At 57.7% G+C, this 24,213-nt stretch carries 28 protein-coding genes; 6 read left to right on the forward strand and 22 right to left on the reverse strand.

The annotated features are described in order from the left end of the window. Positions 1 to 9 precede the first annotated feature (9 nt). On the forward strand, positions 10 to 417 hold the full coding sequence (locus tag RDL77_RS01710) for a DUF2000 family protein (RefSeq protein ID WP_223613283.1): 408 nt from the start codon (positions 10 to 12) through the stop codon (positions 415 to 417). Between the two features lie 8 nt (positions 418 to 425). Here RDL77_RS01710 and RDL77_RS01715 read toward each other — a convergent pair whose 3' ends face one another. Continuing rightward, positions 426 to 863, reverse strand: a complete 438-nt coding sequence (locus tag RDL77_RS01715) for a YqaA family protein (RefSeq protein ID WP_288191585.1) — start codon at positions 861 to 863, stop codon at positions 426 to 428. 31 nt (positions 864 to 894) lie between these two features. After that, complete coding sequence (locus tag RDL77_RS01720; RefSeq protein WP_223613281.1) at positions 895 to 1,422, reverse strand: single-stranded DNA-binding protein; 528 nt, start codon at positions 1,420 to 1,422, stop codon at positions 895 to 897. Between the two features lie 435 nt (positions 1,423 to 1,857). Between RDL77_RS01720 and uvrA the strand changes: the two genes are divergently transcribed. From uvrA to glnA, 4 genes are all read left to right on the forward strand, one after another. Continuing rightward, a complete protein-coding gene (gene uvrA, locus RDL77_RS01725; RefSeq protein ID WP_288191586.1) occupies positions 1,858 to 4,779 on the forward strand; it encodes an excinuclease ABC subunit UvrA in 2,922 nt (973 codons plus the stop codon). Between the two features lie 78 nt (positions 4,780 to 4,857). Next, entirely contained in the window at positions 4,858 to 5,658 is an 801-nt protein-coding gene (locus RDL77_RS01730) for a DUF72 domain-containing protein (protein ID WP_288191587.1), read from the forward strand. 258 nt (positions 5,659 to 5,916) lie between these two features. Beyond that, positions 5,917 to 6,255, forward strand: a complete 339-nt coding sequence (locus RDL77_RS01735; RefSeq protein WP_008123000.1) for a P-II family nitrogen regulator — start codon at positions 5,917 to 5,919, stop codon at positions 6,253 to 6,255. 73 nt (positions 6,256 to 6,328) lie between these two features. After that, positions 6,329 to 7,738 carry a type I glutamate--ammonia ligase gene (gene glnA, locus RDL77_RS01740; protein ID WP_223613278.1) on the forward strand — a complete coding sequence of 470 codons (1,410 nt, stop codon included), beginning with the start codon at positions 6,329 to 6,331 and terminating at the stop codon, positions 7,736 to 7,738. A 198-nt stretch (positions 7,739 to 7,936) separates the two neighbouring features. On the opposite strand, the gene RDL77_RS01745 is transcribed toward glnA, so the two are convergent. From RDL77_RS01745 to crcB, 3 genes are all read right to left on the reverse strand, one after another. Further along, positions 7,937 to 8,731 carry an ATP12 family chaperone protein gene (locus RDL77_RS01745; protein ID WP_288191593.1) on the reverse strand — a complete coding sequence of 265 codons (795 nt, stop codon included), beginning with the start codon at positions 8,729 to 8,731 and terminating at the stop codon, positions 7,937 to 7,939. A gap of 81 nt (positions 8,732 to 8,812) precedes the next feature. Then, entirely contained in the window at positions 8,813 to 9,805 is a 993-nt protein-coding gene (locus RDL77_RS01750; protein ID WP_223613276.1) for an RluA family pseudouridine synthase, read from the reverse strand. A 36-nt stretch (positions 9,806 to 9,841) separates the two neighbouring features. Further along, the gene (crcB, locus tag RDL77_RS01755) at positions 9,842 to 10,219 is read right to left on the reverse strand and encodes a fluoride efflux transporter CrcB (RefSeq protein ID WP_288191594.1); all 378 of its coding nucleotides are present in this window, start codon (positions 10,217 to 10,219) and stop codon (positions 9,842 to 9,844) included. 205 nt (positions 10,220 to 10,424) lie between these two features. Between crcB and RDL77_RS01760 the strand changes: the two genes are divergently transcribed. Further along, the gene (locus RDL77_RS01760; protein ID WP_223613274.1) at positions 10,425 to 12,203 is read left to right on the forward strand and encodes a glucan ABC transporter ATP-binding protein/ permease; all 1,779 of its coding nucleotides are present in this window, start codon (positions 10,425 to 10,427) and stop codon (positions 12,201 to 12,203) included. Between the two features lie 91 nt (positions 12,204 to 12,294). On the opposite strand, the gene RDL77_RS01765 is transcribed toward RDL77_RS01760, so the two are convergent. The 17 genes from RDL77_RS01765 to rplX form a co-directional block, all read right to left on the reverse strand. Then, positions 12,295 to 13,605: a replication-associated recombination protein A gene (locus tag RDL77_RS01765; protein ID WP_288191595.1), complete on the reverse strand. Its 1,311-nt coding sequence runs from the start codon at positions 13,603 to 13,605 to the stop codon at positions 12,295 to 12,297. Between the two features lie 17 nt (positions 13,606 to 13,622). After that, on the reverse strand, positions 13,623 to 15,050 hold the full coding sequence (locus RDL77_RS01770) for a DegQ family serine endoprotease (protein WP_374042635.1): 1,428 nt from the start codon (positions 15,048 to 15,050) through the stop codon (positions 13,623 to 13,625). Between the two features lie 254 nt (positions 15,051 to 15,304). Beyond that, positions 15,305 to 15,733 carry a 50S ribosomal protein L17 gene (rplQ, locus tag RDL77_RS01775; protein ID WP_223613272.1) on the reverse strand — a complete coding sequence of 143 codons (429 nt, stop codon included), beginning with the start codon at positions 15,731 to 15,733 and terminating at the stop codon, positions 15,305 to 15,307. Positions 15,734 to 15,800: 67 nt separating this feature from the next. Beyond that, positions 15,801 to 16,814 (reverse strand): DNA-directed RNA polymerase subunit alpha, encoded by a 1,014-nt coding sequence (locus RDL77_RS01780; protein WP_112526662.1) that lies wholly within the window; start codon positions 16,812 to 16,814, stop codon positions 15,801 to 15,803. A 109-nt stretch (positions 16,815 to 16,923) separates the two neighbouring features. After that, complete coding sequence (rpsK, locus tag RDL77_RS01785) at positions 16,924 to 17,313, reverse strand: 30S ribosomal protein S11 (protein WP_008124952.1); 390 nt, start codon at positions 17,311 to 17,313, stop codon at positions 16,924 to 16,926. 130 nt (positions 17,314 to 17,443) lie between these two features. Next, positions 17,444 to 17,812, reverse strand: coding sequence for a 30S ribosomal protein S13 (gene rpsM, locus RDL77_RS01790; RefSeq protein WP_008124949.1), 369 nt, complete (start codon positions 17,810 to 17,812; stop codon positions 17,444 to 17,446). 211 nt (positions 17,813 to 18,023) lie between these two features. Beyond that, positions 18,024 to 18,674, reverse strand: coding sequence for an adenylate kinase (locus RDL77_RS01795; RefSeq protein WP_223613271.1), 651 nt, complete (start codon positions 18,672 to 18,674; stop codon positions 18,024 to 18,026). After that, positions 18,671 to 20,011 carry a preprotein translocase subunit SecY gene (gene secY, locus RDL77_RS01800; protein WP_223613270.1) on the reverse strand — a complete coding sequence of 447 codons (1,341 nt, stop codon included), beginning with the start codon at positions 20,009 to 20,011 and terminating at the stop codon, positions 18,671 to 18,673. Before secY ends, RDL77_RS01795 begins: the two co-directional genes overlap by 4 nt. A gap of 217 nt (positions 20,012 to 20,228) precedes the next feature. After that, positions 20,229 to 20,705: a 50S ribosomal protein L15 gene (gene rplO / locus RDL77_RS01805; RefSeq protein ID WP_105732698.1), complete on the reverse strand. Its 477-nt coding sequence runs from the start codon at positions 20,703 to 20,705 to the stop codon at positions 20,229 to 20,231. A gap of 20 nt (positions 20,706 to 20,725) precedes the next feature. Then, positions 20,726 to 20,926: a 50S ribosomal protein L30 gene (rpmD, locus tag RDL77_RS01810; RefSeq protein ID WP_105732697.1), complete on the reverse strand. Its 201-nt coding sequence runs from the start codon at positions 20,924 to 20,926 to the stop codon at positions 20,726 to 20,728. 66 nt (positions 20,927 to 20,992) lie between these two features. Next, positions 20,993 to 21,556, reverse strand: coding sequence for a 30S ribosomal protein S5 (gene rpsE, locus RDL77_RS01815; protein ID WP_105732696.1), 564 nt, complete (start codon positions 21,554 to 21,556; stop codon positions 20,993 to 20,995). A 101-nt stretch (positions 21,557 to 21,657) separates the two neighbouring features. After that, the gene (gene rplR / locus RDL77_RS01820; protein WP_105732695.1) at positions 21,658 to 22,020 is read right to left on the reverse strand and encodes a 50S ribosomal protein L18; all 363 of its coding nucleotides are present in this window, start codon (positions 22,018 to 22,020) and stop codon (positions 21,658 to 21,660) included. A gap of 12 nt (positions 22,021 to 22,032) precedes the next feature. After that, complete coding sequence (gene rplF / locus RDL77_RS01825) at positions 22,033 to 22,566, reverse strand: 50S ribosomal protein L6 (protein ID WP_223613269.1); 534 nt, start codon at positions 22,564 to 22,566, stop codon at positions 22,033 to 22,035. A gap of 25 nt (positions 22,567 to 22,591) precedes the next feature. Continuing rightward, positions 22,592 to 22,990 (reverse strand): 30S ribosomal protein S8, encoded by a 399-nt coding sequence (gene rpsH / locus RDL77_RS01830; RefSeq protein ID WP_091876988.1) that lies wholly within the window; start codon positions 22,988 to 22,990, stop codon positions 22,592 to 22,594. A gap of 12 nt (positions 22,991 to 23,002) precedes the next feature. Further along, positions 23,003 to 23,308 (reverse strand): 30S ribosomal protein S14, encoded by a 306-nt coding sequence (gene rpsN / locus RDL77_RS01835; protein WP_223613268.1) that lies wholly within the window; start codon positions 23,306 to 23,308, stop codon positions 23,003 to 23,005. A 25-nt stretch (positions 23,309 to 23,333) separates the two neighbouring features. Then, positions 23,334 to 23,897 (reverse strand): 50S ribosomal protein L5, encoded by a 564-nt coding sequence (rplE, locus tag RDL77_RS01840; RefSeq protein WP_223613267.1) that lies wholly within the window; start codon positions 23,895 to 23,897, stop codon positions 23,334 to 23,336. Further along, positions 23,890 to 24,204 carry a 50S ribosomal protein L24 gene (gene rplX, locus RDL77_RS01845; protein ID WP_105732691.1) on the reverse strand — a complete coding sequence of 105 codons (315 nt, stop codon included), beginning with the start codon at positions 24,202 to 24,204 and terminating at the stop codon, positions 23,890 to 23,892. Before rplX ends, rplE begins: the two co-directional genes overlap by 8 nt. Positions 24,205 to 24,213 lie beyond the last annotated feature (9 nt).

Below are 24,213 nucleotides of genomic sequence, written 5' to 3' on the forward strand. Positions count from 1 at the left end.
CTAGATTTGGTGTTTGATACGAAAATTACAATTGTCGTACGTGACGATCTTGCGACATGGCAGAAACTCAACGTCTCGTCGTTCCTGGCAAGCGGCGTTGTCGCCCAGTCCCCCGGATTGATCGGCGACCCCTATATGGATCGGGCTGGCCATCACTATCATCCCTTGCCCATCCAGCCGATGATTGTGCTCACGGCGGATCAGGCAACGCTGTCGGCCATCCACCGCCGCTCGCTCGAACGCGAGGTCAAATCCTGCCTGTACATCGAGGAGATGTTTTCTACCGGATATGATCAGGCCAATCGCGCCGTGTTTGCCCGGTTTGCACCGGATGATGCGAGGGTTGTCGGCATTGCGCTGCACGCGGAGAAGAAGCTCGTCGACAAGATCACCAAGGGCGCCAGAATGCACCCCTAGCACCGGCGCTACCAGCCGGATACAAGCGCGAATACAACAAGATACCGCACAGTCTTGGCAATGGAGACCAGCAGCACAAAACTCCAGAGCGGCTCGCGCAACACCCCGGCAATCAGCGTCAGCGGATCGCCGATCAAGGGTGCCCAGCTCAACAGCAGGGTCCACTTGCCATAGCGCTGGTACCAGCCTGTGGCACGGTCGAGCTGTGCCTCGCTGGCCGGGAACCATTTGCTGTGGCGGAACTGATCGATCCCGCGCCCGAGCAGCCAATTGACCACCGAGCCAAGGACATTGCCCACGCTGGCAACGGCGATCAATGCGACTGCCGGATAGGAATGCGAGAGCAGCAGTCCGGCAAGCAGCGCCTCCGACTGCATCGGCAAAATGGTTGCGGCCGCAAAAGCGGCCGCGAACAATCCGGCATACACGCCCAGATCAACAAGCATGATCAAACCGGTAATGACTTACAGAACAGGCTCAGAACGGAATCTCGTCGTCGAGATCGCGCGAGAAGTTGCCACCTGCATTGCCGCCGCCGCTGGACGGCGAAGCGCTGGAACGGCCGAAATCCGAACCATAATCGCCATTGTCGGAGACCTGGCCCCGGCTCGAATTGTCGAACGAGCGGCCGCCGCCGGAACCGGCACCCTCGCCGCGTGAATCGAGCATCTGCAATTCACCACGGAATTTCTGCAGGACGATTTCCGTCGAATAACGGTCATTGCCCGTCTGGTCCTGCCACTTGCGGGTCTGCAGCGCGCCTTCCAGATAAACCTTCATACCCTTCTTGAGGTACTGTTCAGCCACCTTGGCCAGGTTGTCGTTGAAAATGACGACGCTGTGCCATTCGGTCTTTTCCTTGCGCTCGCCGCTGTTCTTGTCGCGCCAGCTTTCCGAGGTGGCAATGCGCAGATTGACCACCGGATCGCCCGAACCGAGACGCCGGACTTCCGGATCAGCGCCAAGATTACCGACCAAAATTACCTTGTTGACACTGCCAGCCATAAAAATACTCCACAAAATTAGCTTTTCGATTTGGCGCCATCATACAGAAGCCGCTCATTGCGCGGGCAACTGTCTGGCTCTATCCACAAAATACTGCTCGCCTCGACCTCCAATGCCGCCAGCCTCCTGACAATTCAGTGGCAACTGACACTCTCCTGACAAATCTGTCAGTAGGCTTGTACGCGCACTTATCCGTTCAATGCCCTTATCCCGTGCCTGTTTGGCTTGTCAGGCACGGAACTCCCGGATTTTACGCCGGTTTTACCCCGCCCGCAATATTTGTTCTTTTTTTGTTCTATCACTTGCTCTATGGATGTCAACATGGCTATGGTGATTCCAACCCAGGTACGGCCTCGCAATCTGCTGGAAACTTTCTAAATAAGGGAAAGACTCCGGCCAGCGAGCCAGTTCCTCCCCCATAACGGCGTGACAGTCATGAGCGATCAGAAATTTATATCTATTCGTGGTGCCCGCGAACACAATTTGAAGAACATCGACCTCGATCTGCCGCGCGACAAGCTGATTGTCATGACCGGCCTGTCGGGATCGGGCAAATCTTCGCTTGCCTTCGATACCATCTATGCGGAAGGCCAGCGGCGTTATGTCGAGAGCCTGTCGGCCTATGCCCGGCAGTTTCTGGAGATGATGCAGAAGCCCGATGTCGACCAGATCGACGGCCTGTCTCCGGCCATCTCCATCGAGCAGAAGACGACGAGCCGCAACCCGCGCTCCACCGTCGGCACCGTCACCGAAATCTATGATTATCTGCGCCTGCTCTATGCGCGCGTCGGCATCCCCTATTCACCGGCAACCGGCCTGCCGATTGAAAGCCAGACCGTCAGCCAGATGGTGGATCGTGTTCTGGCGCAGGATGAAGGCACACGCCTGTTCATACTCGCTCCCATCGTGCGCGGCCGCAAAGGCGAGTACCGCAAGGAACTCGCCGATCTGCAGAAGCGCGGCTTCCAGCGCGTGAAGGTCGACGGGATATTCTACGAGATCGCCAACGTTCCGGCCCTCGACAAGAAATACAAGCACGACATCGATGTGGTGGTCGACCGCGTTGTCGTCCGCCCGGACATCTCCGCGCGTCTGGCGGACAGCCTTGAAACCGCGCTCAAACTCGCCGACGGCATTGCCCTGGCGGAGTTCGCCGACAAGCCGCTGCCCGCCGACGAGACATCCGGGGAATCCGCCAACAAATCCAAGAACGAAACGCATATGCGTTTGATGTTCTCGGAAAAGTTTGCCTGCCCGGTCTCCGGCTTCACCATTGCCGAAATCGAACCGCGCCTGTTCTCGTTCAACAATCCGTTCGGCGCCTGTCCGACCTGCGATGGTCTCGGCACCCAGAAGGCCATCGATCCCAACCTGATCGTGCCTGATGAAAGCCTGACGCTGAAGAATGGCGCCATTGCCCCGTGGTCGAAGTCGAGTTCGCCCTATTACAACCAGACATTGGACGCCCTGGGCAGCAGCTACGGCTTCAAGCTGGGCGACCGCTGGCGCGACATCAATGAAGACGCGCAAAAGGCCATTCTTTACGGTACCGGCAGCCGCGAGGTGCATTTTTCCTACGATGACGGCCTGCGCTCCTACAAGACGACGAAACCTTTCGAAGGCGTCATTCCCAATCTGGAGCGCCGCTGGAAGGAAACGGATTCGGCCTGGTCGCGCGAGGAAATCGAGCGCTTCATGTCCGGCACGCCCTGCCCGGCCTGCGGCGGCTATCGCCTGAAGCCGGAAGCGCTGGCGGTGAAGATCGGCGGCCTGCATATCGGCCAGATCACTGAAAAGTCGATCCGCCATGCGGATGCCTGGTTCAGTGACATCGACAAGAGTTTCAATGACAAGCAGACGGAAATCGCGGCACGCATCCTCAAGGAAATCCGCGAGCGCCTGCGCTTTTTGAACGATGTGGGGTTGGATTACCTCGCCTTGTCGCGCAATTCCGGCACGCTCTCGGGCGGCGAGAGCCAGCGCATCCGGCTGGCGTCGCAGATCGGCTCCGGGTTGACCGGCGTGCTCTACGTTCTGGATGAGCCGTCCATCGGCCTGCATCAGCGCGACAACGAGCAGCTTCTGAAGACGTTGCGGCACCTGCGCGATCTCGGCAACACCGTGATCGTGGTGGAACACGACGAAGACGCGATCCTCACCGCCGACTATGTCGTCGATATCGGACCGGCCGCCGGTATCCATGGCGGTGAAATCATCGCTTCCGGGACGCCAGCCGATATCATGGCAAGCCCGAAGTCGCTGACCGGCAAATATCTGTCCGGCGCGATCGAGGTGGCGGTGCCGTCCGAACGGCGCAAGCTGAACAAGAAGCGCATCAAGATCGTCGGCGCGCGCGGCAACAACCTGAAGAATGTGTCGGCGGAAATTCCGCTTGGCACCTTTACAGCTGTGACCGGTGTTTCCGGCGGCGGCAAATCCACCTTCCTGATCGAAACCCTGTTCAAGTCGGCGTCGCGCCGCATCATGGGGTCGCGCGAGCAACCGGCAGACCACGACCGGATCGACGGCCTGGAATTCCTCGACAAGGTCATCGATATCGACCAGTCGCCAATCGGCCGCACGCCGCGCTCCAACCCGGCCACGTATACCGGCGCCTTCACGCCGATCCGCGACTGGTTTGCCGGTCTGCCCGAGGCCAAGGCGCGCGGCTATCAGCCGGGCCGGTTCTCGTTCAACGTCAAGGGCGGCCGCTGCGAAGCCTGCCAGGGCGATGGCGTGATCAAGATCGAGATGCACTTCCTGCCCGATGTCTATGTCACCTGCGACGTCTGCCACGGCAAGCGCTACAACCGCGAAACACTGGAAGTGCTGTTCAAGGGCAAATCGATTGCCGATGTGCTCGACATGACGGTCGAGGAAGGTGCGGAGTTCTTCGCTGCCGTTCCCGCCGTGCGCGACAAACTGCAGACGCTGGCAAAAGTCGGCCTTGGCTACATCCATGTCGGCCAGCAGGCCAACACGCTGTCCGGCGGCGAGGCCCAGCGCATCAAGCTCGCCAAGGAATTGTCGCGCAAGGCAACCGGACGCACGCTCTACATCCTCGACGAGCCGACAACCGGCTTGCATTTCCACGATGTGGCCAAGCTTCTTGAAGTGCTGCATGAGCTCGTCGACCAGGGCAATACCGTGGTGGTGATCGAGCACAATCTCGAAGTCATCAAGACGGCGGACTGGGTCATCGATCTTGGCCCCGAAGGCGGCGATGGCGGCGGCGAGATCGTTGCCCTCGGGCGTCCCGAGGATATCGTGGCCGAGCCGCGCTCCTATACCGGCAGGTTCCTGAAGGAACTGCTGCAACGGCGACCGGGCAATCGCGCCCAGGCGGCGGCGGAATAGCAGACAAACCCGCCGGAAACGGCGGGTTTTGTTTATGGGCCGGTTTGAATGAATACGGATTGACGGGAGGACATCATCATGACCGCAAGCGGAACGATCAGAACAGGTATCGGCGGCTGGATTTTCGAACCCTGGCGCGGCACCTTCTATCCCAAGGGCCTGTCGAAGGCCAAGGAGCTCGAATATGCCGGGCAGCACCTGAGCACGATCGAGATCAACAGCACCTATTACGGCACCCAGAAGCCGGAAACCTTTGCCAAATGGGCAAGCTCGGTGCCGAACGGTTTTATTTTTTCGGTCAAGGGCAACCGGTTCGTCACCAATCGCCGCGTTCTGGCGGAGGCTGGCGAGTCGATGGAACGTTTCATCAAGTCCGGCATCGCCGAACTCGCCGACCGGCTGGGGCCGCTGCTCTGGCAGTTTGCCCCGACCAAGAAATTCGATGCCGAAGATTTTGGCGCCTTCCTTGATCTCCTGCCGGAGAAGGAAGGCGGTATTCCGCTGCGTCACGCGGTCGAGGTGCGCCATCCCTCGTTCATCGATCCCGATTTCATCGCGCTCCTGCGCCAGAAGAATGTCGCCGTGGTCTATGCCCATCATTTCGACTATCCCGAGATCGCCGATGTGACCGCCGATTTCGTCTATGCCCGCCTGCAGAAGGGCGACGATGCCGTCGAGACCGCCTATCCGGCCAAGGAGCTCGATCAGTGGGCAGAGCGGGTTAAACTTTGGGCAAAGGGCGATGCGCCGGATGACCTGCCCCTTGCCGCTCCCTTGGTCAAACCGGACAAGCAGCCGCGCGATGTTTTTGCCTATTTCATCCATGAGGGCAAAGTGCGCGCGCCGCAGGCAGCCCAGGCGCTGAAGGACCGTCTCTGACGAGAGGCAGGTCAAGTCGAAGGTCGTGCAGCACAAAAAACAAGCAGATTGATTATAATTTAATCAGAGCTGCCTTTTTCTGAATGTTTGCTGTCATGGCTAAATCGCAGGGAGTTCAGAAAACTCCCCGCTCTGTCATCGGTAAAATCCCATTCCTCGAATAAATTCGCTTTAGGGGTCGACTTGGCATGCTTCCTGCTTTTTGTTGTGCAAGCGGGCAAGAGGTCCGCTCGCCATACATAGGGAGTTTATTCTCTGATGAAGAAAATTGAAGCCATCATCAAACCATTCAAGCTGGATGAGGTGAAAGAGGCACTGCAGGAAGTGGGGCTTCAGGGCATTACCGTGACGGAAGCCAAGGGTTTTGGCCGCCAGAAAGGCCATACGGAACTGTATCGCGGCGCTGAATATGTCGTCGACTTCCTGCCAAAGGTGAAAGTCGAGATCGTTCTGGGCGACGAGTCTGTCGAAGCAGCCATCGAGGCGATCCGCAAGGCCGCACAGACCGGCCGTATCGGCGATGGAAAGATATTCGTTTCCAACATCGAGGAAGTCGTGCGCATCCGTACCGGTGAATCCGGTATCGACGCCATCTAGTCCTGCAATCCCATTGCCGGTGCTCCCGCACCGGCCCATCCGCTATCATCGTCGCTGAACAAGGAAAATTGACATGACGACCGCAAAAGACATTCTCAAACAGATCAAAGACAATGATGTAAAATTCCTTGACCTTCGCTTCACGGATCCGAAGGGCAAGCTGCAGCATGTGACGATGGACGTTGCCGAAGTCGACGAAGACATGTTTGCCGATGGCGTCATGTTCGATGGTTCCTCCATTGCCGGCTGGAAGGCCATCAACGAATCCGACATGGTTCTCATGCCTGACACCGACACGGTGCACATGGATCCGTTCTTCGCGCAGTCGACCATGGTCATTCTCTGCGACATTCTCGACCCGATCTCCGGCGAAGCCTACAACCGCGACCCGCGCGGCACCGCCAAGAAAGCCGAAGCCTACATGAAGGCGGAAGGCGTTGGCGACACCATCTTCGTTGGCCCGGAAGCTGAATTCTTCGTCTTCGACGACGTGAAGTACAAGGCCGATCCGTACAACACAGGCTTCAAGCTCGACTCCACCGAACTGCCGTCCAACGACGATACCGACTACGAAACCGGCAACCTTGGCCACCGCCCGCGCGTCAAGGGCGGTTATTTCCCGGTTCCTCCGGTCGATTCCTGCCAGGACATGCGCTCGGAAATGCTCACGGTTCTGACCGAAATGGGCGTTCGCGTTGAAAAGCATCACCACGAAGTGGCGGCGGCACAGCACGAGCTGGGCATCAAGTTCGATGCCCTCACCCGCAACGCCGACAAGATGCTGATCTACAAGTACGTCGTGCATCAGGTTGCCAATGCCTATGGCAAGACAGCCACCTTCATGCCGAAGCCGATTTTCGGTGACAACGGCTCGGGCATGCACGTGCACATGTCGATCTGGAAGGATGGCAAGCCAACCTTCGCCGGCAATGAATATGCCGGTCTGTCGGAAAACTGCCTGTTCTTCATCGGCGGCATCATCAAGCATGCCAAGGCAATCAATGCCTTCACCAACCCGTCGACCAACTCCTACAAGCGTCTGGTCCCAGGTTACGAAGCTCCGGTTCTGCTGGCTTACTCCGCCCGCAACCGTTCGGCGTCCTGCCGTATTCCGTTCGGCTCCTCGCCGAAGTCGAAGCGCGTTGAAATCCGCTTCCCGGATCCGACAGCCAACCCCTATCTCGGCTTTGCCGCGATGCTGATGGCCGGTCTCGACGGCATCAAGAACAAGATCCATCCCGGCCAGCCGATGGACAAGGATCTCTATGATCTTCCTGCCAAGGAACTCAAGAAGATCCCGACCGTCTGCGGTTCGCTGCGTGAAGCGCTCCAGAGCCTTGACAAGGATCGCGGCTTCCTCAAGGCCGGCGGCGTGTTCGACGATGACCAGATCGACAGCTTCATCGAGCTGAAGATGGCCGAAGTGATGCGCTACGAAATGACCCCGCATCCCGTCGAATACGACATGTACTACTCGGTCTGACCGGACCGGTCTGTCGACATGGAAACCCCGGGCATGCCCGGGGTTTTTACGCTAGACCAAGGTATGGTCTTTAAAATTCGCGGAAGAATGATATATTTGCCTTGGAGTGAGAGGCGAGCTTTCGCCCAAACGTACAGTTGAATCAACGCGATACGGGAAAGTTCTGATAGATCTTGGATGAAAATTCGGCTTCTTTGATCAAGAGCCGGAGAGCCCCTGAAGCACCTTCACTGCAGCAACCATCTCGCGCTCACGCAAAGCCCGCCGGGCCGACGCTTCCGCATCTTCGCCCCACTGCTCGATGGTCCAGTCTTCGTCGACATGCGCCAGCATCCAGGCTTCATCGCCGGTAATACGGCCCTTTGCCACGGCAAGCGCCAGAATGGCCGATCCGGTCAGTGTCGTGACCGTGTGCAGGGCGGCAACGGTAAAGGCATCCCTGAATTGTCCGAGATGCACGCCGAGCGCAGCAAGCGTCTCGCGCGGCTGTTCCACATGCATGACGCCCTCGGCAAGGACGAAACGTGCGCCGAGATCGAAGGCAGCCCAATCGATAATGGGATCCCAGAGTTCCGTCTGGCGCTTGACCAGCCGTTCGGGCGAACCCGCGCGGTAGCACAGCATGTCCGAAGAGGCGAAACGCAGCACATCCTCAAGCACGACCTGAGCATCGCTGACGATCCCATCGATCGCCGTGTTGGCCAAACGGGTGGCAGGCATGCGCGCCGGGACGATATCCTTGTCCTGTGCGGCGAATTCATCGGCAATCATCTGCGCCAAAGCGCGGTTTGGCAGCAGCAGGTCCTGCCGTGCCGGCGTCTTGACGCGTTTGCCATCCAGTTCAACGGCAAACTGACCATCCCGCTCAACAACCGCTACAGCCTTGTAAAACCGTTTGGGAAACGGCAGGTTCGACTGGACCTGCGCCCGGCGCACCGGATCTGCATCCGACGGACCTTCCGGCGTGTCCATGTTGAAAAGGTCATTGTTCATCGTCATCGTCCGTATGCCTTGCCGGATTGCTGCAACCGCCGATTTTCCCGACCGACAGCCACACCTTGCAATCAGCCTGTTCTAATTGTCTTCGTCGCCGTCACTCTCATCGAGTCCCAGAAGGTTCCACGTCTGCACCATATGTGGCGGCAGCGGTGCCGTCACATCGATGATGCCGCTACCCGACGGATTGGGCACGCGGATACGGCGCGCGTGCAGGTGCAGGCGGTTCTGGATGCCGCCGGGGAAAGACCAGTTGGTGTCGGCCTCGAAATATTTGGGATCGCCAATGATGGGGCAGCCGATATGGGCCGCATGGACGCGCAACTGATGCGTACGGCCCGTATAGGGCTCCATTTCCAGCCAGGTCAGCACCTGCCCGGCGGATTCGATCACCCGGTAATAGGAAACCGCATGATCGGAATCCGGCTCGCCGTGCTGGGCAACACGCATCCGGTCGCCATCGGGCGTTGTTTCCTTGACCAGCCAGGTCGTGATCTTGTCCTCGCGCTTGCGTGGAATACCCTTGACCAGTGCCCAGTAGGTTTTCTTGGTCTCGCGCTCACGGAACGCCGCGGTCAAAGCCTGCGCGGCACCGCGCGTGCGCGCAACCACGAGAACGCCCGACGTATCGCGGTCAAGCCGGTGCACAAGCCGGGGTTTTTCACCCTTCTTGTTGCGCCATGCTTCCAGCATGTCGTCCACATGGCGATTGACGCCGGAACCGCCCTGCACTGCCAGTCCAGCCGGCTTGTTGAACACGAAAACCTTGGGATCTTCGTAGAGCAGCATCTGGGAGAGGACGTCACCATCTTCCCGGCCGCGAATGCTCTTGCCGGTCAGGTGCTGGCCTTCGGCCTTGGCGTCCACCTGCAATGGCGGAATGCGCACGGTCTGGCCAGCCTGCAGCCGCGTATCGGACTTGGCGCGCGAGCCATCCACCCGGATCTGCCCGGACCGCAGCAATTTCTGCAGGTGTCCGAAGCCCAATCCCGGATAATGTACCTTGAACCATCGGTCGAGGCGCATTTCCGCTTCGCCGGTGTCAACTGTCTTCTGCTCTACCACTGCCATAAGTCATACCTTGTCTAATCAGGCATGCGCTTAGCACTAAGCGACCGCTCTTGCGAGCCATAATCCGAAAAACAACGCCCCAATGCTCAAGATGACGCTCCCAAGCACATAAATCAGCGTGAAAAGTGCTTCTCCGCGGTTCCACAGCAGCGCAACATCGAGCGAGAACGAGGAAAAGGTGGTGAAGCCTCCCATAATGCCAACCGCAACAAACAGGCGCAGCTCCGTCGAACCGTTGAAACGCCGGGCCAGAAGCTCAATGAACAGGCCCATCAGCAATCCGCCAGCCACATTCACGGTCAGCGTTCCCCAGGGAAAACCCATGCCAAAAATCCGGGTCATCAGCACGCCCACGAGATATCGGGCAACCGAACCGATAGCTCCGCCTGATGCAACCAGTAATATTGCGTTCACTTTGCCTCACCTCCGGCAGTTTATTCTATGAAGTCAAATATTTGACTCATCACGGGACGTTAACAAACGTAGAAAAATGTTCCTTGAACAGACGCGGAACTGACACAACTTTAGAGCATTGAATATTGCAGCGCACAAGCACCTCATGCAGAGTCAAAAATTGAGGAATGTGCGCAGAAGCGGGCATAACGAGCGGAGTGGCAAAGTGTCATTGATACAGATCTATTGGAAATCTCTCCAATATCTTGGGGCGGAAAAGCGTGCGACCACGTTTATCTGTCTGGTCAACGTTGCGTTGGCCCTGACCATGCTGTTTGAGCCCGTACTTGTGGGCCGCGTCATTCAGGCCATCTCGACCAAGACAGCCATATGGCCGCCTCTGAGCCAGCTGGCTGGTGTTGGTTTGTTCCATATCGTCGCCAATGTTCTGGTTTCGCGTGAAGCGGACCGGCTTGCGCATCGCCGCAAACTGTCGGTGCTGACGGAATCGTACAACCGCGTGATCAGCATGCCGCTCGCATGGCATCATCAGCGCGGCACATCCAACGCCATGCACACCCTTCTGCGCGCGATTGAAACCCTGTTCAGCCTCTGGCTTGAATTCATGCGCACCCACCTTGCCACCACCGTTGCTCTGGTCGGGCTTGTTCCGCTGGCTTTGGCCCAGGATTGGCGCCTCGCTTCGGTTCTGGCCGTGCTTGGCGTCATCTATGTCATCGTCAGCCGTGTTGTCACAGCCAAGACCAAGGACGGTCAGGCTCAGGTCGAGCGTCATCATATCAAGGCATTCAGCCATGTGACTGACTCCATGGGCAATATCTCCGTCCTGCAGAGTTATAACCGCATCGACGAAGAAACCCGTGCCTTGCAGTCCTATACAAAGCAGTTGCTGGACTCGCAGTATCCGGTTCTCAACTGGTGGGCCTTGGCTGCCGGTATCAACCGCATGGCCTCCATCATTTCGATGGTCGTCATCCTGTTCCTCGGCTCCTATTTCGTCATGCACAACCAGATGAATGTCGGCCAGGTTGTTGCCTTCACCGGCTTCGCCGCCCTGCTCATCGGCCGTCTTGACCAGCTCAGCGCCTTTGTGAACCAGATTTTTGCTGCCCGCGCCAAGCTGGAAGACTTCTACGAAATGGAAGATTCCGCCGCCTACCAGGCCGAACCGAAGGCCGTGCATGACCTCGACAACATCAGCGGCGAAGTCGAATTCCAGAACGTGTCGTTCGAATTTGCCAAGTCCACACAGGGCCTGAAGAATGTATCGTTCAAGGCGAAAGCCGGCCAGACGGTTGCCATCGTCGGTCCGACAGGCGCAGGCAAGACGACGCTGATCAACGTGCTGCAGCGCGTCTACGATCCCAAGGAAGGCCGTGTGCTTGTCGATGGCATCGATACGCGCACGATCAGCCGCCGCTCGTTGCGCAATGCAATCGCCACGGTGTTTCAGGATGCAGGCATGTTCAACCGCAGCATCGAGGAAAACATCCGCGTCGGCCGTCCGAAGGCTTCGGACGAGGATGTTGCGGCAGCGGCAGCAGCAGCCGATGCCAGCGACTTCATCCTGTCGAAGTCAGCCGGTTTCGACACGATGGTTGGTGAACGCGGTTCGCAGCTTTCGGGCGGTGAACGCCAGCGTGTTGCCATTGCCCGCGCCATCCTGAAGGACGCACCGATCCTCGTTCTCGACGAGGCAACCAGTGCGCTTGACGTCGAAACCGAGGCACGCGTCAAGGCGGCTGTCGACAAGCTGTGCCAGAACCGCACGACGTTCATCATCGCCCACCGCCTGTCGACGGTTCGCGACGCTGACATCGTGCTTTTCATGGATCATGGCGAGATCGTCGAGTCCGGCAGCTTTGACGAGCTGGCACACCAGAATGGCCGCTTCACGGCGCTGCTCAAGGCCGGTGGGCTGAAGCTGGATGATGACACGGCAAACGTCACGCCCTTCCCGCGCAAGCCGCCGGAAGCCGCGTAAGCCTGGACATGATCAACCCGATAAAAAGGCCGCTTCGCATGAAGCGGCCTTTTTCTTGATCCCAATCGGACGTGCAGACGCCAAGCGCGGCCTATTCGCCGCGCTCGACCCTCAGCCGGTTCCAGTATTCGATCCGTTTGCGGATTTCGCGTTCGAAGCCGCGCTCGGGCGGATTGTAAAAGGTCTGACGGCCAAGCGCGTCGGGAAAATAGTTCTGCCCGGAAAATGCATCCGGCTGGTCGTGGTCATAGGCATACCCCTTGCCGTAGCCTTCGCCCTTCATCAGCTTGGTCGGCGCATTCAGAATATGCTTGGGCGGCACAAGCGAGCCGTTTTCCTTGGCCGTGCGCATCGCCGCAGCAAACGCCGTATAGACTGCGTTCGATTTGGGAGCTGTCGCCAGATAGACACAGGCCTGCGCCAGAGCGAGTTCGCCCTCCGGTGAACCGAGATAGTCATAGGCATCCTTGGCGGCATTGCAGATGACCAGAGCCTGCGGATCGGCGAGCCCGATATCCTCACTCGCCATCCGCACCAGACGCCTGCCGATAAACAGCGGGTCTTCGCCCGCATCGAACATGCGGCAGAGATAATACAGCGCCGCATCGGGATCGGAACCGCGCACGGATTTGTGCAGGGCCGAGATCAGATTGTAGTGCCCGTCCTGCCCCTTGTCATAGACCGGAGCCCGCCGCTGCACGATCTGCTGCACACGCTCGACATTGAAGATTTCGCCGGTGCGGGCCGCGCGCCAGACTTCCTCGGCCAGTGTCAGGATCGCCCGGCCATCGCCGTCCGCCATGCGCACCAGGCTCGCCCGCGCCTCCTCGTCCAGTGGCAGCGGCTTGCCTTCATGTTCCTCGGCGCGCTGCATCAGCGCCATCAGGCTGGCTTCGTCGTGCGGATGAAACACAAGGACGCGCGCACGGGACAAGAGAGCGGCGTTGAGCTCGAAGGACGGGTTTTCGGTGGTGGCTCCCACGAGCACAATCGTCCCGTCCTCCATGACAGGCAGAAACGAATCCTGCTGGGCACGGTTGAAGCGGTGAATCTCGTCGACGAACAACAGGGTCTGGCGGCCCGACATTTTGCGGGCGCGGGCCATGTCAAAAACCTTCTTCAGGTCGGCAACACCGGAAAAAATGGCCGATATCTGTTCGAAGGCAAGATTGGTCTCACCTGCCAGCAACCGCGCCACGGTGGTTTTACCCGTTCCTGGCGGTCCCCAGAAAATCATCGATCCCAGCGAACCGGATTCGATCATGCGCGTCAGCGCGCCTTCCGGTCCGGTCAGGTGCTCCTGGCCGGTGACTTCGCCAAGCGAGCGCGGACGCAAACGGTCAGCAAGCGGCCTGCTCCGGTCCGAAGCCGGATCCTCCTTTGCTGCAAACAGATCCGTCATTGTCCCATCTGCCTCATTTATCGAATGATCTGCCGGATGATTGCGCCATCCCGCTCGAACTCAAAGCGCCACAGGACCGGCTTGGTTGCCATCACAGTCGCCAGATCGGCAGCGGTCGCAATATCACGACCATTGACCTTGCGCACGATATCGCCGGGCTGCAAGCCGATCCGCGCTGCCGGCGTATTGGCAAAAATCTTTTCCACCGCAACGCCGGTCGTTTCCGCCGACAGGTGCAGTCTTGTCGCGCTGCTGGGCGTGAGTGTGATGACCTGCGCGCCGGAAAGCGGGTTCTTGCCCTGGATCACAGTCTTGTTGGCGGGATCGTCCGGCCGCGGCTTTTCCAGAACGAGGGAAATCACCTTCTCCTTCGACCGGCTCAAGACGTTGAGCTTGACGGTCTTGCCGATCCCGGCGGTCGACAGGCGATAGCCCAGGCCGTCGAAATTCTCGATGCGGAAGTCATCAACCGCCAGAATCACGTCGCCAACCTGCAGTCCGCCTTTCTCAGCCGGTCCATCCTTGGCAACGTTCGTGACAAGCGCGCCATATGGCTGCTTCATGCCCAGGCCTTCGGCCACATCGGACGTCACGTTCTGGAAGGTCGCGCCGATATACGGGCGCTCGAACTTGTCGCCGCCCTGCTTTGCCGTTTCAACCACGGCCCGCACCATGTTCGACGGGATGGCGAAGCCGATCCCCACCGAACCGCCGGAGCGGGAAAAGATCGCCGTGTTGATGCCGACAAGTTTGCCATCCATGCCGATGAGCGCGCCACCGGAATTGCCGGGATTGATCGCCGCATCCGTCTGGATGAAGAAATCGAAATCCGAAATCCCCACCCGGGTACGCGCCTGCGCTGAAACGATGCCGCTGGTGACCGTCTGGCCCACGCCAAAGGGATTGCCGATGGCAAGAACCAGATCACCCACCTCAACCTTGTCCGAATCCGCCAGCTGCAGGATCGGCAATTGCTCCCCGGCCTCGATCTTGAGGATGGCGAGATCCGTCGATTCATCTTTCAGGAGAATGCGCGATTCAAACTCGCGGCCATCCGAGAGGGCAATCTTGACCGTTTCCGCATCGCGGATGACGTGGTTGTTGGTGACCACGATGCCCGAGGCGTCGACGATAACGCCGGAACCGAGCGATGACTGGATGCGCGGCGGGCCATTGAACTGGCCGCCAAAGAACTGCTCGAAAAACGGATCGCCGGCAAAAGGCGAACGCTGCTGTACTTCCCGCGCCGCATAGACGTTGACCACCGCCCCGGCAGTCTGCTTGACGAGCGGCGCAAACGACAATTGTGTATCCACACGTGATGCCGGAACCTGCTTTGCCGTATCGGCCGCCGTCTGCGCATGCACCGGCACGATCATGGCGGAAACGAGTGCGGAGGTGACGAGCAGCGCCCGGGCCGATTGCGCGATTTTGGAACAACTCATGTCGATCTCCCGAACTGATGAATCAGTAAAACATGTTAACCCAATGTGCTGAATTTCAACGCGGATACCAGCCATGAAACAAAGCAAATTTGAGACATTCAAAGCAGCTTCGTCATTGCGCCGATATTCTCGCCCGCTTCAGCAAATTCGTGGTCCAGGGTATAGATGGTGGCGCCGTGATAAAAGTCGAGCAAAAACAGAAAAGGGGCCCGCAAAGGCCCCTGTCCCAAAATCATCGATGCGGAAGCGCTGGATTATGCGGCTTCGGCTTCGTTTGCCTGTTCGGCAGCAACGCGGGCCAAATCCTTGGAACCCTTGGCGCTGACATCGCGATCGACGAATTCGACAACGGCGAGCGGTGCATTGTCACCGGTGCGGAAGCCTGCCTTCATGATGCGGATGTAACCGCCGTTGCGCTGACCGTAGCGCGGAGCAAGCGTGTCAAACAGCTTTGCTACGAGCTTGGCATCGCGGATCGCCGAAATGGCCTGACGACGAGCGTGCAGATCACCGCGCTTGCCGAGCGTGACAAGCTTTTCAACGATGGGACGAATTTCCTTGGCCTTGGGCAGCGTTGTAACGATCTGCTCATGCTCAATCAATGATGCAGCCATATTGGCAAACATCGCCTTACGATGGCTGGCAGTCCGGTTAAGCTTGCGGCCTGAATTACCGTGGCGCATGAGCCTTCTCCTTCAATTTCTCAGTTCGGGCTCATTGCCCGGGCTTGGTTGTCGGGCAGAGCCCGGATTAATACTGGTCTTCATAACGCTTCGCGAGGTCTTCAATGTTTTCTGGCGGCCAGGATGGGACTTCCATACCGAGATGGAGACCCATGGAAGCCAGAACTTCCTTGATTTCGTTCAGCGACTTGCGACCAAAGTTCGGTGTGCGCAGCATTTCTGCTTCTGTCTTCTGAATAAGATCGCCGATATAGACGATGTTATCATTCTTCAGGCAGTTTGCCGAGCGTACGGAAAGTTCGAGTTCGTCGACCTTCTTGAGCAGAGCCGGATTGAACGCAAGTTCAGTGACCTGTTCCTGCTGTACTTCCTTCTGCGGCTCGTCAAAGTTGACGAAGATCGCCAGCTGGTCCTGCAGGATGCGTGCTGCATAGGCAACGGCATCTTCGCCGGAGATCGAACCATCGGTCTCGATGGAAAGGATCAGCTTGTCATAATCGAGAACCTGTCCCTCGCGGGTGTTTTCGATCTTGTACGATACTTTGCGAACCGGTGAGTAGAGGCTGTCAACCGGGATCAGACCGATTGGCGCATCTTCTGCACGGTTGCGGTCAGCCGGAACGTAGCCCTTGCCGGTGTTGACGGTGAATTCCATGCGGATTTCAGCGCCTTCGTCCAGCGTGCAGATAACGTGTTCCGGATTGAGGATTTCGATATCGCCAACCGTCTGAATGTCGCCAGCCGTCACAACGCCTGGGCCTTCCTTGCGGACGACCATGCGCTTGGGACCGTCGCTTTCCATGTGGATCGCGATTTCCTTGATGTTCAGGACAATGTCCGTCACATCTTCACGAACGCCGGGGATCGACGAGAATTCATGCAGAACGCCATCGATCTGTACGGCAGTCACGGCAGCGCCGCGCAGCGAAGACAGAAGCACACGGCGCAGAGCATTACCGAGCGTCAAGCCGAAGCCGCGTTCAAGCGGCTCGGCGACGACCGTTGCCTTTGTCTTCGAGCCGGAGGTCTGAAACTCGACCTTGTTCGGCTTGATCAGTTCTTGCCAGTTTTTCTGGATCATCTAGTTTTTCCCTATCCTTGCCTTGCCACCATCCAATCGTGGCAATGAAGCGTGGAAACCGCAGAGGAGCTGAATGTCAGCTCATGCGGCCAAATCTTGTCGAAACAGATTAGACGCGCCGACGCTTGCGCGGGCGGCAGCCATTGTGCGGGATCGGGGTCACATCGCGGATCGACGTGATCGTGAAACCAGCAGCCTGGAGCGCGCGCAGAGCCGATTCACGGCCGGAGCCCGGTCCGCAAACTTCAACTTCGAGCGAACGCATGCCATGTTCCTGTGCCTTCTTGGCACAATCTTCAGCAGCCATCTGTGCAGCGAAAGGCGTGGATTTACGCGAACCCTTGAAGCCCTGCGCACCGGCGGAGGACCAGGCAATCGCGTTGCCCTGCGCATCCGTGATGGTGATCATCGTGTTGTTGAATGTCGAATTAACGTGGGCAACACCCGACGAAATATTTTTACGCTCGCGGCGGCGAACGCGTGTGGCTTCCTTGGCCATAGTAGTCCTTTCAGTTGATCTCGACGCCTCCGTATTTCCAGAGGCTCCACCATGGTTTCAGTTAGAGTGCGAAACCGGCACTTGTCTCTGCAACAGCAGAACCGGCGCAGCGAACCGCGCCGGCGTGATCTTACTTCTTCTTGCCGGCGATTGCCTTGGCAGGACCCTTGCGGGTACGCGCATTGGTATGCGTACGCTGGCCGCGAACCGGCAGGGAGCGGCGATGACGCAGACCGCGGTAGCAGCCCAGATCCATCAGACGCTTGATGTTCATCGAAACTTCACGACGCAGATCACCCTCAACGTGGTAATCGCGGTCGATCGTTTCACGAATCTGCAAGACTTCGGCATCGGTCAACTGATTGACACGACGCTCTGCAGGAATGCCGACTTTCTCGACGATTTCCTGTGCAAACTTTTGACCAATCCCGTGAATGTACTGAAGCGCGATAACAACGCGCTTGTTCGTCGGGATGTTGACGCCAGCAATACGAGCCACGTCTGTTCTCCTTGTTAACCGGCAGAGCTGGGCAGTCAACGCGACCGGCCAGATGACGGGATGAAAATGATATCCGGGACAAACACAAACGATCAGCCCCGAACCTGCTTTACCGGATCGGCGCCGATCGCTTCATATCCAAGCGAATTTCCGCCGTCTTTGAAGGAATCGCTCCGAAAAGTCAACTCCTCCCGTACATTTTTGTCGGAAACTAAAGTTCCGCCAAAATCTTTTCGATCGATTTGGTGACTTCTTCGAAGTCCGCCATGCCATCGACCTTCTTCAACTTGCCCTTGGCGTAGTAGTAGCCGATCAGGGGCGAAGTCTGCTTGTAGTAAGCCTCGAGCCGCGTACGGACCGTTTCAGCATTGTCATCGGGACGCCGCTTGAATTCCGTCGAACCGCATTTGTCGCACACACCCGGTACCTTGGGCTGCTTGTTGGTGTCGTGATAACCGGTGCCGCACTTGGCACAGGTATATCGACCCGAGATCCGCTCGACGAGCACATTGTCGTCGACCTCGAGCTCGATGACGCAATCCAGCTCAAATCCCTTGTCCGACAGCATGTCCTCGACCGCATCCGCCTGGACAAGTGTCCGCGGGTAACCATCGAGAATGAAGCCATTGGCTGCATCGGGCTGATCAATGCGCTCTGAAACGATCGCATTGACAATTTCGTCGGATACCAGCTTGCCGGCATCCATCACAGCCTTGGCGCGCAAACCGACATCGGTTCCGGCTTTGACTGCGTCCCGCAACATGTCCCCGGTGGAGAGCTGCGGTATCCCTAGTTTTTCTACCAAGCGCTGAGACTGAGTTCCCTTACCTGCCCCCGGTGGTCCGAGAAGTATTAATCTCATCTGTTCCGCTTCCCTCCACGGAGCTTAGACTTCTTGATAAGCCCCTCATATTGATGCGCGATCAGGTGACCCTGGATCTGTGCAACCGTATCGAGCGTAACGCTCACGACAATCAGCAGCGATGTACCGCCGAGATAGAAAGGAACGCCAGCCCAGGAAATCAGGAACTCCGGCAGCATGCAGATCAACACGAGATAGGCTGCGCCAAGAACTGTAATGCGGGTCAGAACGTAGTCGATATATTCGGCTGTGCGTTCGCCGGGGCGAATGCCGGGAATAAAGCCGGAATGCTTCTTCAGCTGATCGGCGGTGTCCTTCGGGTTGAAGACGAGCGCCGTGTAGAAGAAGGCAAAGAACACGATCATCGCGGCATAGGACGCCATATAGAGCGGCTGGCCATGGCCAAGCGAGGAAAGAATCGTCGTCGCCCAGCCGGGAAGACCCTCACTCTTGGCAAAGCCGGCAATGGTCGCAGGCAACAGCAGCAGCGAGGATGCGAAGATCGGAGGAATAACACCCGCTGTATTGAGCTTCAGCGGCAGGTGCGACGTATCGCCCTGGAACATGCGGTTGCCGACCTGGCGCTTCGGATACTGGATCAGCAGGCGGCGCTGTGCGCGTTCGACGAAGACAATGATACCGATGACGGCGATGGTCAGGATGATGATCGCCAGAATAACCGGAGTCGACAGGGCGCCGGTACGGCCGAGTTCCAGCGTGCCGGAAATGGCCTGCGGCAGGTTGGCGACGATACCGGAGAAGATGATCAGCGAAATACCGTTGCCGATACCGCGCGCCGTGATCTGTTCGCCCAGCCACATCAGGAACATGGTTCCGCCGACGAGCGTGATAACGGTGGAAAACAGGAAGAACGGTCCGGGATTGGTCACGATACCCTGACTTCCCTGCAGGCCGACCGCAATCGCATAGGCCTGCACCGTTGCCAGAAGCACCGTGCCATAGCGCGTATACTGATTGATGACCTTGCGGCCCTGCTCTCCGTCTTTCTTCAGCTGTTCCAGAGCCGGGATGACCGAGGTCATCAGCTGAACAATGATCGATGCGGAGATGTAGGGCATGATGCCCAGGGCAAAAATCGCCATACGGGCCACGGCACCGCCGGCGAACATGTTGAACATGCCGAGGATGCCCTGTGCCTGATGGTTGAAGGCCTGGGCATAGGCGCCGAGATTGATACCCGGAAGCGGGATATAGGTGCCAAGCCGGTAAACCAGCAATGCCCCAAGTGTAAACCAGATGCGCTTTTTAAGCTCTTCAGCTTTGGAAAAAGCAGAGAAATTAAGATTGGAGGCGAGCTGTTCAGCGGCTGATGCCATAAGTAGTCTCCGGTCTGCGCCCGTCAGGCACTGACGGTCCTACCCAGATATGTGCCGTTACTGCGCCGTGCTTTCCCAAAACGTGCAGGGAATGCATCAACACTAGGATTTACCCATCATATTTACCAAAAGAATGATGCGGATTGTTTTGGTAAATATGATCGGGGAAGACAAGATACAAGCGGCGACCCGGAGGGCCGCCGCTCATTCAATAGAATTATTCTGCAGCCGCTGCAACAGCAGGAAGCTTGACCGAACCGCCGGCCTTTTCGATCTTTTCGATCGCGGCCTTGGAGGCACCAGCAACTTCGATCGTTACCGCAGTTGTGATATCACCACCGGAAAGCAGGCGAACGCCGTCCTTGGCGCGGCGGATAACACCGGCAGCCTTCAGGGTCTCAATCGTAATCGCAACCTTGGCATCGAGCTTCTTGGCATCGATGGCTGTCTGGATACGGCCAACGGATACTTCATTGAAGTTCTTCATGAAGATGTTGGTAAAGCCGCGCTTTGGCAAGCGACGGTAAACCGGCATCTGGCCGCCTTCGAAGCCGTTGATGGCAACGCCGGAACGCGACTTCTGGCCCTTCACACCGCGACCGGCAGTCTTGCCGGAGCCGGAGCCGATACCGCGGCCAACGCGCTTGCGCGCTTTGGTGGCGCCTGGGTTTTCACTCAGATCATTGAGTTTCATTTGATCAATCTCCGGAGTTCTTAAGCCTCGTCCACAACGCGGACGAGATGCTGAACTTTCGCAATCATGCCACGGACGGAAGGCGTATCTTCCAGAACCCGGCGACGATGCATCTTATTGAGGCCCAGGCCGATCAGCGTTGCGCGCTGTTCTGCCGGACGGCGGATAGGGCTGCCGATCTGTTCGACCGTAACCGTCTTACCCTTCTTCTTCTCAACCATGACTTATATCCTTTAGTCTACAGCTAGCGGGACCGAGATCCCTGCCCTGCTGCGCCAGCTTCTGGCCTATTCTTCCGAACCGACCACGTCGCGGCGACGAGCCTGCAGTGTGGAGTACTTGATACCGCGCTGGGCAGCGATGTCCTTGGGGTGCATCTGGTGCTTCAAGGCATCGAATGTCGCACGAACCATGTTGTATGGGTTCGACGAGCCGAGCGACTTGGCAACAACGTCCTGTACGCCCAGAGTCTCGAAGACAGCGCGCATTGGACCGCCGGCGATGATACCTGTACCAGCTGTGGCTGCACGAAGCAGAACCTTGCCGGCGCCATGACGGCCTTCAACATCGTGGTGAAGGGTACGGCCCGAACGCAGCGGTACGAAAATCATTTCGCGCTTGGCGGATTCGGTTGCCTTGCGGATGGCTTCCGGCACTTCGCGCGCCTTGCCATGACCGAAACCAACGCGACCCTTCTGGTCGCCAACGACGACGAGAGCTGCGAAACCAAAACGCCGGCCGCCCTTGACGACCTTGGCGACGCGGTTGATGTGAACAAGCTTGTCAACGAATTCGCTATCGCGCTCTTCGTTGCGGCCGCGATCCTCGCGGTTCCGTTTTTCCTGTGCCATGCTCCTAATTCCTTTTTCTTTTCCGGTAGCACGAATGATAGTAACGAAATCCGGCTTGCAGGAGACAAGCTCCTGCAGTTCCGGATTTCGGATGTCTTGCCTTAGAAGCTGAGACCAGCTTCGCGAGCAGCTTCAGCAAGTGCCTTTACACGGCCGTGGTAAATGTAGGCGCCACGATCGAAGACAACTTCCTTGATGCCAGCCTTGACAGCACGCTCTGCAACGAGCTTGCCGACGAGTGCTGCTGCACCCTGGTCTGCACCGGTCTTGAGCTGACCCTTCAGGTCAAGATCAAGTGTCGATGCGGATGCAATTGTATGTCCACGCGCATCATCGATGATCTGCGCATAGATATTCTTTGAAGAACGGTGGACGCTGAGCCGCGGACGGTCACCGGCAACCGCCTTGAGCTGGCGGCGAACACGCGCAGCGCGACGCTGAATAATTTCTTTCGGCGATGCCATGACACGAATTCCTTACTTCTTCTTACCTTCTTTGCGAACGATCTTCTCGCCCGCATATTTAACGCCCTTGCCCTTGTAGGGTTCTGGACCACGATATTCGCGGATCTCAGCGGCGACCTGGCCGACCTGCTGCTTGTCGATGCCCGTGACGACGATTTCCGTCGGCTTCGGTACAGCGACTGTGATGCCAGCTGGTACGTCATAGATCACTTCGTGGCTGAAACCGAGCGACAGCTGCAGGTTCTTGCCCTGCATGGCCGCACGATAACCAACGCCGTTGATCTCAAGGCGCTTTTCAAAACCGTCCTTAACACCTGCGAAGATGTTGACGATCATCGTGCGGCTCATGCCCCACTTCGACCGGGCGGTCTTGCTGCTGTCACGCGGATCAACGCGAACGGCATTATCTTCGAACTTGACCAGAACTTCGTCGTTGGCGACAAAGCTCAGTTCACCTTTGGGGCCCTTGGCCTTAATGGTCTGGCCGTCAACGCTGGCTGTTACGCCTGGCGGGACTGCCACTGGTTTTTTACCGATACGAGACATTTTTCAAACCTTTTCAAGCCAGCGGTTAGAATATACGGCAGAGCAATTCGCCGCCGACATTCTGTTCACGTGCCTCGTGGTCTGCCATCACGCCCTTCGGCGTCGACAGGATCGAAATACCAAGACCGTTAGCAACCTGCGGAATCGACTTGACCGAAACGTAAACGCGACGGCCAGGCTTCGAAATACGGGTAATCTCACGGATTACAGGTACGTTCTCAAAATACTTCAGTTCGATTTCGATCTCGGACTTGCCGTTTTCAAAATCTACCTGGCTGTATCCGCGGATATAACCTTCAGACTGCAGAACATCCAGAACGCGTGCGCGCAGCTTGGAGGCAGGTGTGGAAACCTTGCCCTTTTTGCGCATGATGGCGTTGCGGATACGTGTCAGCATATCGCCGAGAGGATCTGTCATAGACATCCGTCTTCTCCCTTACCAGCTCGACTTCACGACGCCGGGCACCTGGCCGAGCGAACCCAGCTGGCGCAATGCGATACGCGACATTTTCAGTTTGCGGTAATAACCGCGTGGACGACCGGATACTTCGCAACGATTGCGAATGCGAACCTTGGTCGAATTCCGTGGCAGTTCTGCCAGCTGGATTGTCGCGCGGAAGCGCTCATCCAGCGGAAGCGACTGGTTCATCACGATTGCCTTCAAACGGGCACGCTTTGCAGCATACTGCTTGACGAGCAAACCACGGCGCTTGTTCTTTTCGACTGCGCTAGTCTTTGCCATTTCAAATACCTCGCTACGCTTGCCGTTACTGCCGGAAGGGGAAGTTGAAGGCGCGCAGGAGAGCGCGGGCTTCATCATCCGTCTTTGCAGTCGTGCAAACGATGATGTCCATGCCCCAGATCTGATCAACCTTATCGTAGTTGATCTCCGGGAACACGATGTGTTCCTTGATGCCCATGGCGAAGTTGCCACGACCGTCAAAGCTCTTCGGGTTCAGACCGCGGAAATCTCGAACGCGCGGCAGCGCGATCGTGATCAGGCGATCCAGGAATTCATACATGCGCTCTTTACGAAGGGTAACCTTCGTGCCGATCGGCATATTCTCACGTACCTTGAAGGTAGCGATCGAATTACGCGCCCGGGTAATAACCGGCTTCTGACCAGCAATCAATGCCAGATCTTCAGCTGCGACAGTTGGCTTCTTGGAATCAGCCGTAGCTTCACCAACGCCCATGTTGAGAACAACTTTGGTGATGCGGGGAATCTGCATCTCGTTGTCATATTTGAACTGCTCGAGAAGGTCTTTACGTACCACTTCCAGGTACTGCTTCTTCAAGCGTGGTTCGATCTTTGCACTGGTATTAGCCATCGATCAGGTCTCCTGAGCGCTTTGCTACACGTACCTTCTTGCCGTCTTCAAGAACCTTGAAGCCAACGCGGGTCGGCTTGCCATCCTTGGGGTCGGCGATCGCGAGGTTCGACAGATGGAGCGGCGCTTCTTTCGAAATGATGCCGGCTTCCTGGGTCTGTGTCTGCTTCTGGTGACGCTTGACAACATTAACGCCGCGAACGAGCGCCTGCTCGTCCTTCGGCAAAACTTTGATTACTTCGCCGGTACGGCCCTTGTCCTTACCAGCAAGAACGACAACGCGGTCGCCTTTACGGATCTTCTGCATCGTCTGCTC

The organism is uncultured Phyllobacterium sp. (genome assembly GCF_902479695.1).
GTDB classification, from domain to species: domain Bacteria; phylum Pseudomonadota; class Alphaproteobacteria; order Rhizobiales; family Rhizobiaceae; genus Phyllobacterium; species Phyllobacterium calauticae.

What these genes read in the sequence shown, in the direction of transcription:
- RDL77_RS01715 (WP_288191585.1), bottom strand. Translation starts at nt 863, where the DNA reads ATGCTTGTTGATCTGGGCGTGTATGCCGGATTGTTCGCGGCCGCTTTT.
- RDL77_RS01720 (WP_223613281.1), bottom strand. Translation starts at nt 1,422, where the DNA reads ATGGCTGGCAGTGTCAACAAGGTAATTTTGGTCGGTAATCTTGGCGCT.
- uvrA (WP_288191586.1), top strand. Translation starts at nt 1,858, where the DNA reads ATGAGCGATCAGAAATTTATATCTATTCGTGGTGCCCGCGAACACAAT.
- RDL77_RS01730 (WP_288191587.1), top strand. Translation starts at nt 4,858, where the DNA reads ATGACCGCAAGCGGAACGATCAGAACAGGTATCGGCGGCTGGATTTTC.
- RDL77_RS01735 (WP_008123000.1), top strand. Translation starts at nt 5,917, where the DNA reads ATGAAGAAAATTGAAGCCATCATCAAACCATTCAAGCTGGATGAGGTG.
- glnA (WP_223613278.1), top strand. Translation starts at nt 6,329, where the DNA reads ATGACGACCGCAAAAGACATTCTCAAACAGATCAAAGACAATGATGTA.
- RDL77_RS01745 (WP_288191593.1), bottom strand. Translation starts at nt 8,731, where the DNA reads ATGAACAATGACCTTTTCAACATGGACACGCCGGAAGGTCCGTCGGAT.
- RDL77_RS01750 (WP_223613276.1), bottom strand. Translation starts at nt 9,805, where the DNA reads ATGGCAGTGGTAGAGCAGAAGACAGTTGACACCGGCGAAGCGGAAATG.
- RDL77_RS01765 (WP_288191595.1), bottom strand. Translation starts at nt 13,605, where the DNA reads ATGACGGATCTGTTTGCAGCAAAGGAGGATCCGGCTTCGGACCGGAGC.
- RDL77_RS01770 (WP_374042635.1), bottom strand. Translation starts at nt 15,050, where the DNA reads ATGAGTTGTTCCAAAATCGCGCAATCGGCCCGGGCGCTGCTCGTCACC.
- rplQ (WP_223613272.1), bottom strand. Translation starts at nt 15,733, where the DNA reads ATGCGCCACGGTAATTCAGGCCGCAAGCTTAACCGGACTGCCAGCCAT.
- RDL77_RS01780 (WP_112526662.1), bottom strand. Translation starts at nt 16,814, where the DNA reads ATGATCCAGAAAAACTGGCAAGAACTGATCAAGCCGAACAAGGTCGAG.
- rpsK (WP_008124952.1), bottom strand. Translation starts at nt 17,313, where the DNA reads ATGGCCAAGGAAGCCACACGCGTTCGCCGCCGCGAGCGTAAAAATATT.
- RDL77_RS01795 (WP_223613271.1), bottom strand. Translation starts at nt 18,674, where the DNA reads ATGAGATTAATACTTCTCGGACCACCGGGGGCAGGTAAGGGAACTCAG.
- secY (WP_223613270.1), bottom strand. Translation starts at nt 20,011, where the DNA reads ATGGCATCAGCCGCTGAACAGCTCGCCTCCAATCTTAATTTCTCTGCT.
- rplO (WP_105732698.1), bottom strand. Translation starts at nt 20,705, where the DNA reads ATGAAACTCAATGATCTGAGTGAAAACCCAGGCGCCACCAAAGCGCGC.
- rpmD (WP_105732697.1), bottom strand. Translation starts at nt 20,926, where the DNA reads ATGGTTGAGAAGAAGAAGGGTAAGACGGTTACGGTCGAACAGATCGGC.
- rpsE (WP_105732696.1), bottom strand. Translation starts at nt 21,556, where the DNA reads ATGGCACAGGAAAAACGGAACCGCGAGGATCGCGGCCGCAACGAAGAG.
- rplR (WP_105732695.1), bottom strand. Translation starts at nt 22,020, where the DNA reads ATGGCATCGCCGAAAGAAATTATTCAGCGTCGCGCTGCGCGTGTTCGC.
- rplF (WP_223613269.1), bottom strand. Translation starts at nt 22,566, where the DNA reads ATGTCTCGTATCGGTAAAAAACCAGTGGCAGTCCCGCCAGGCGTAACA.
- rpsH (WP_091876988.1), bottom strand. Translation starts at nt 22,990, where the DNA reads ATGTCTATGACAGATCCTCTCGGCGATATGCTGACACGTATCCGCAAC.
- rpsN (WP_223613268.1), bottom strand. Translation starts at nt 23,308, where the DNA reads ATGGCAAAGACTAGCGCAGTCGAAAAGAACAAGCGCCGTGGTTTGCTC.
- rplE (WP_223613267.1), bottom strand. Translation starts at nt 23,897, where the DNA reads ATGGCTAATACCAGTGCAAAGATCGAACCACGCTTGAAGAAGCAGTAC.
- rplX (WP_105732691.1), bottom strand. Translation starts at nt 24,204, where the DNA reads ATGCAGAAGATCCGTAAAGGCGACCGCGTTGTCGTTCTTGCTGGTAAG.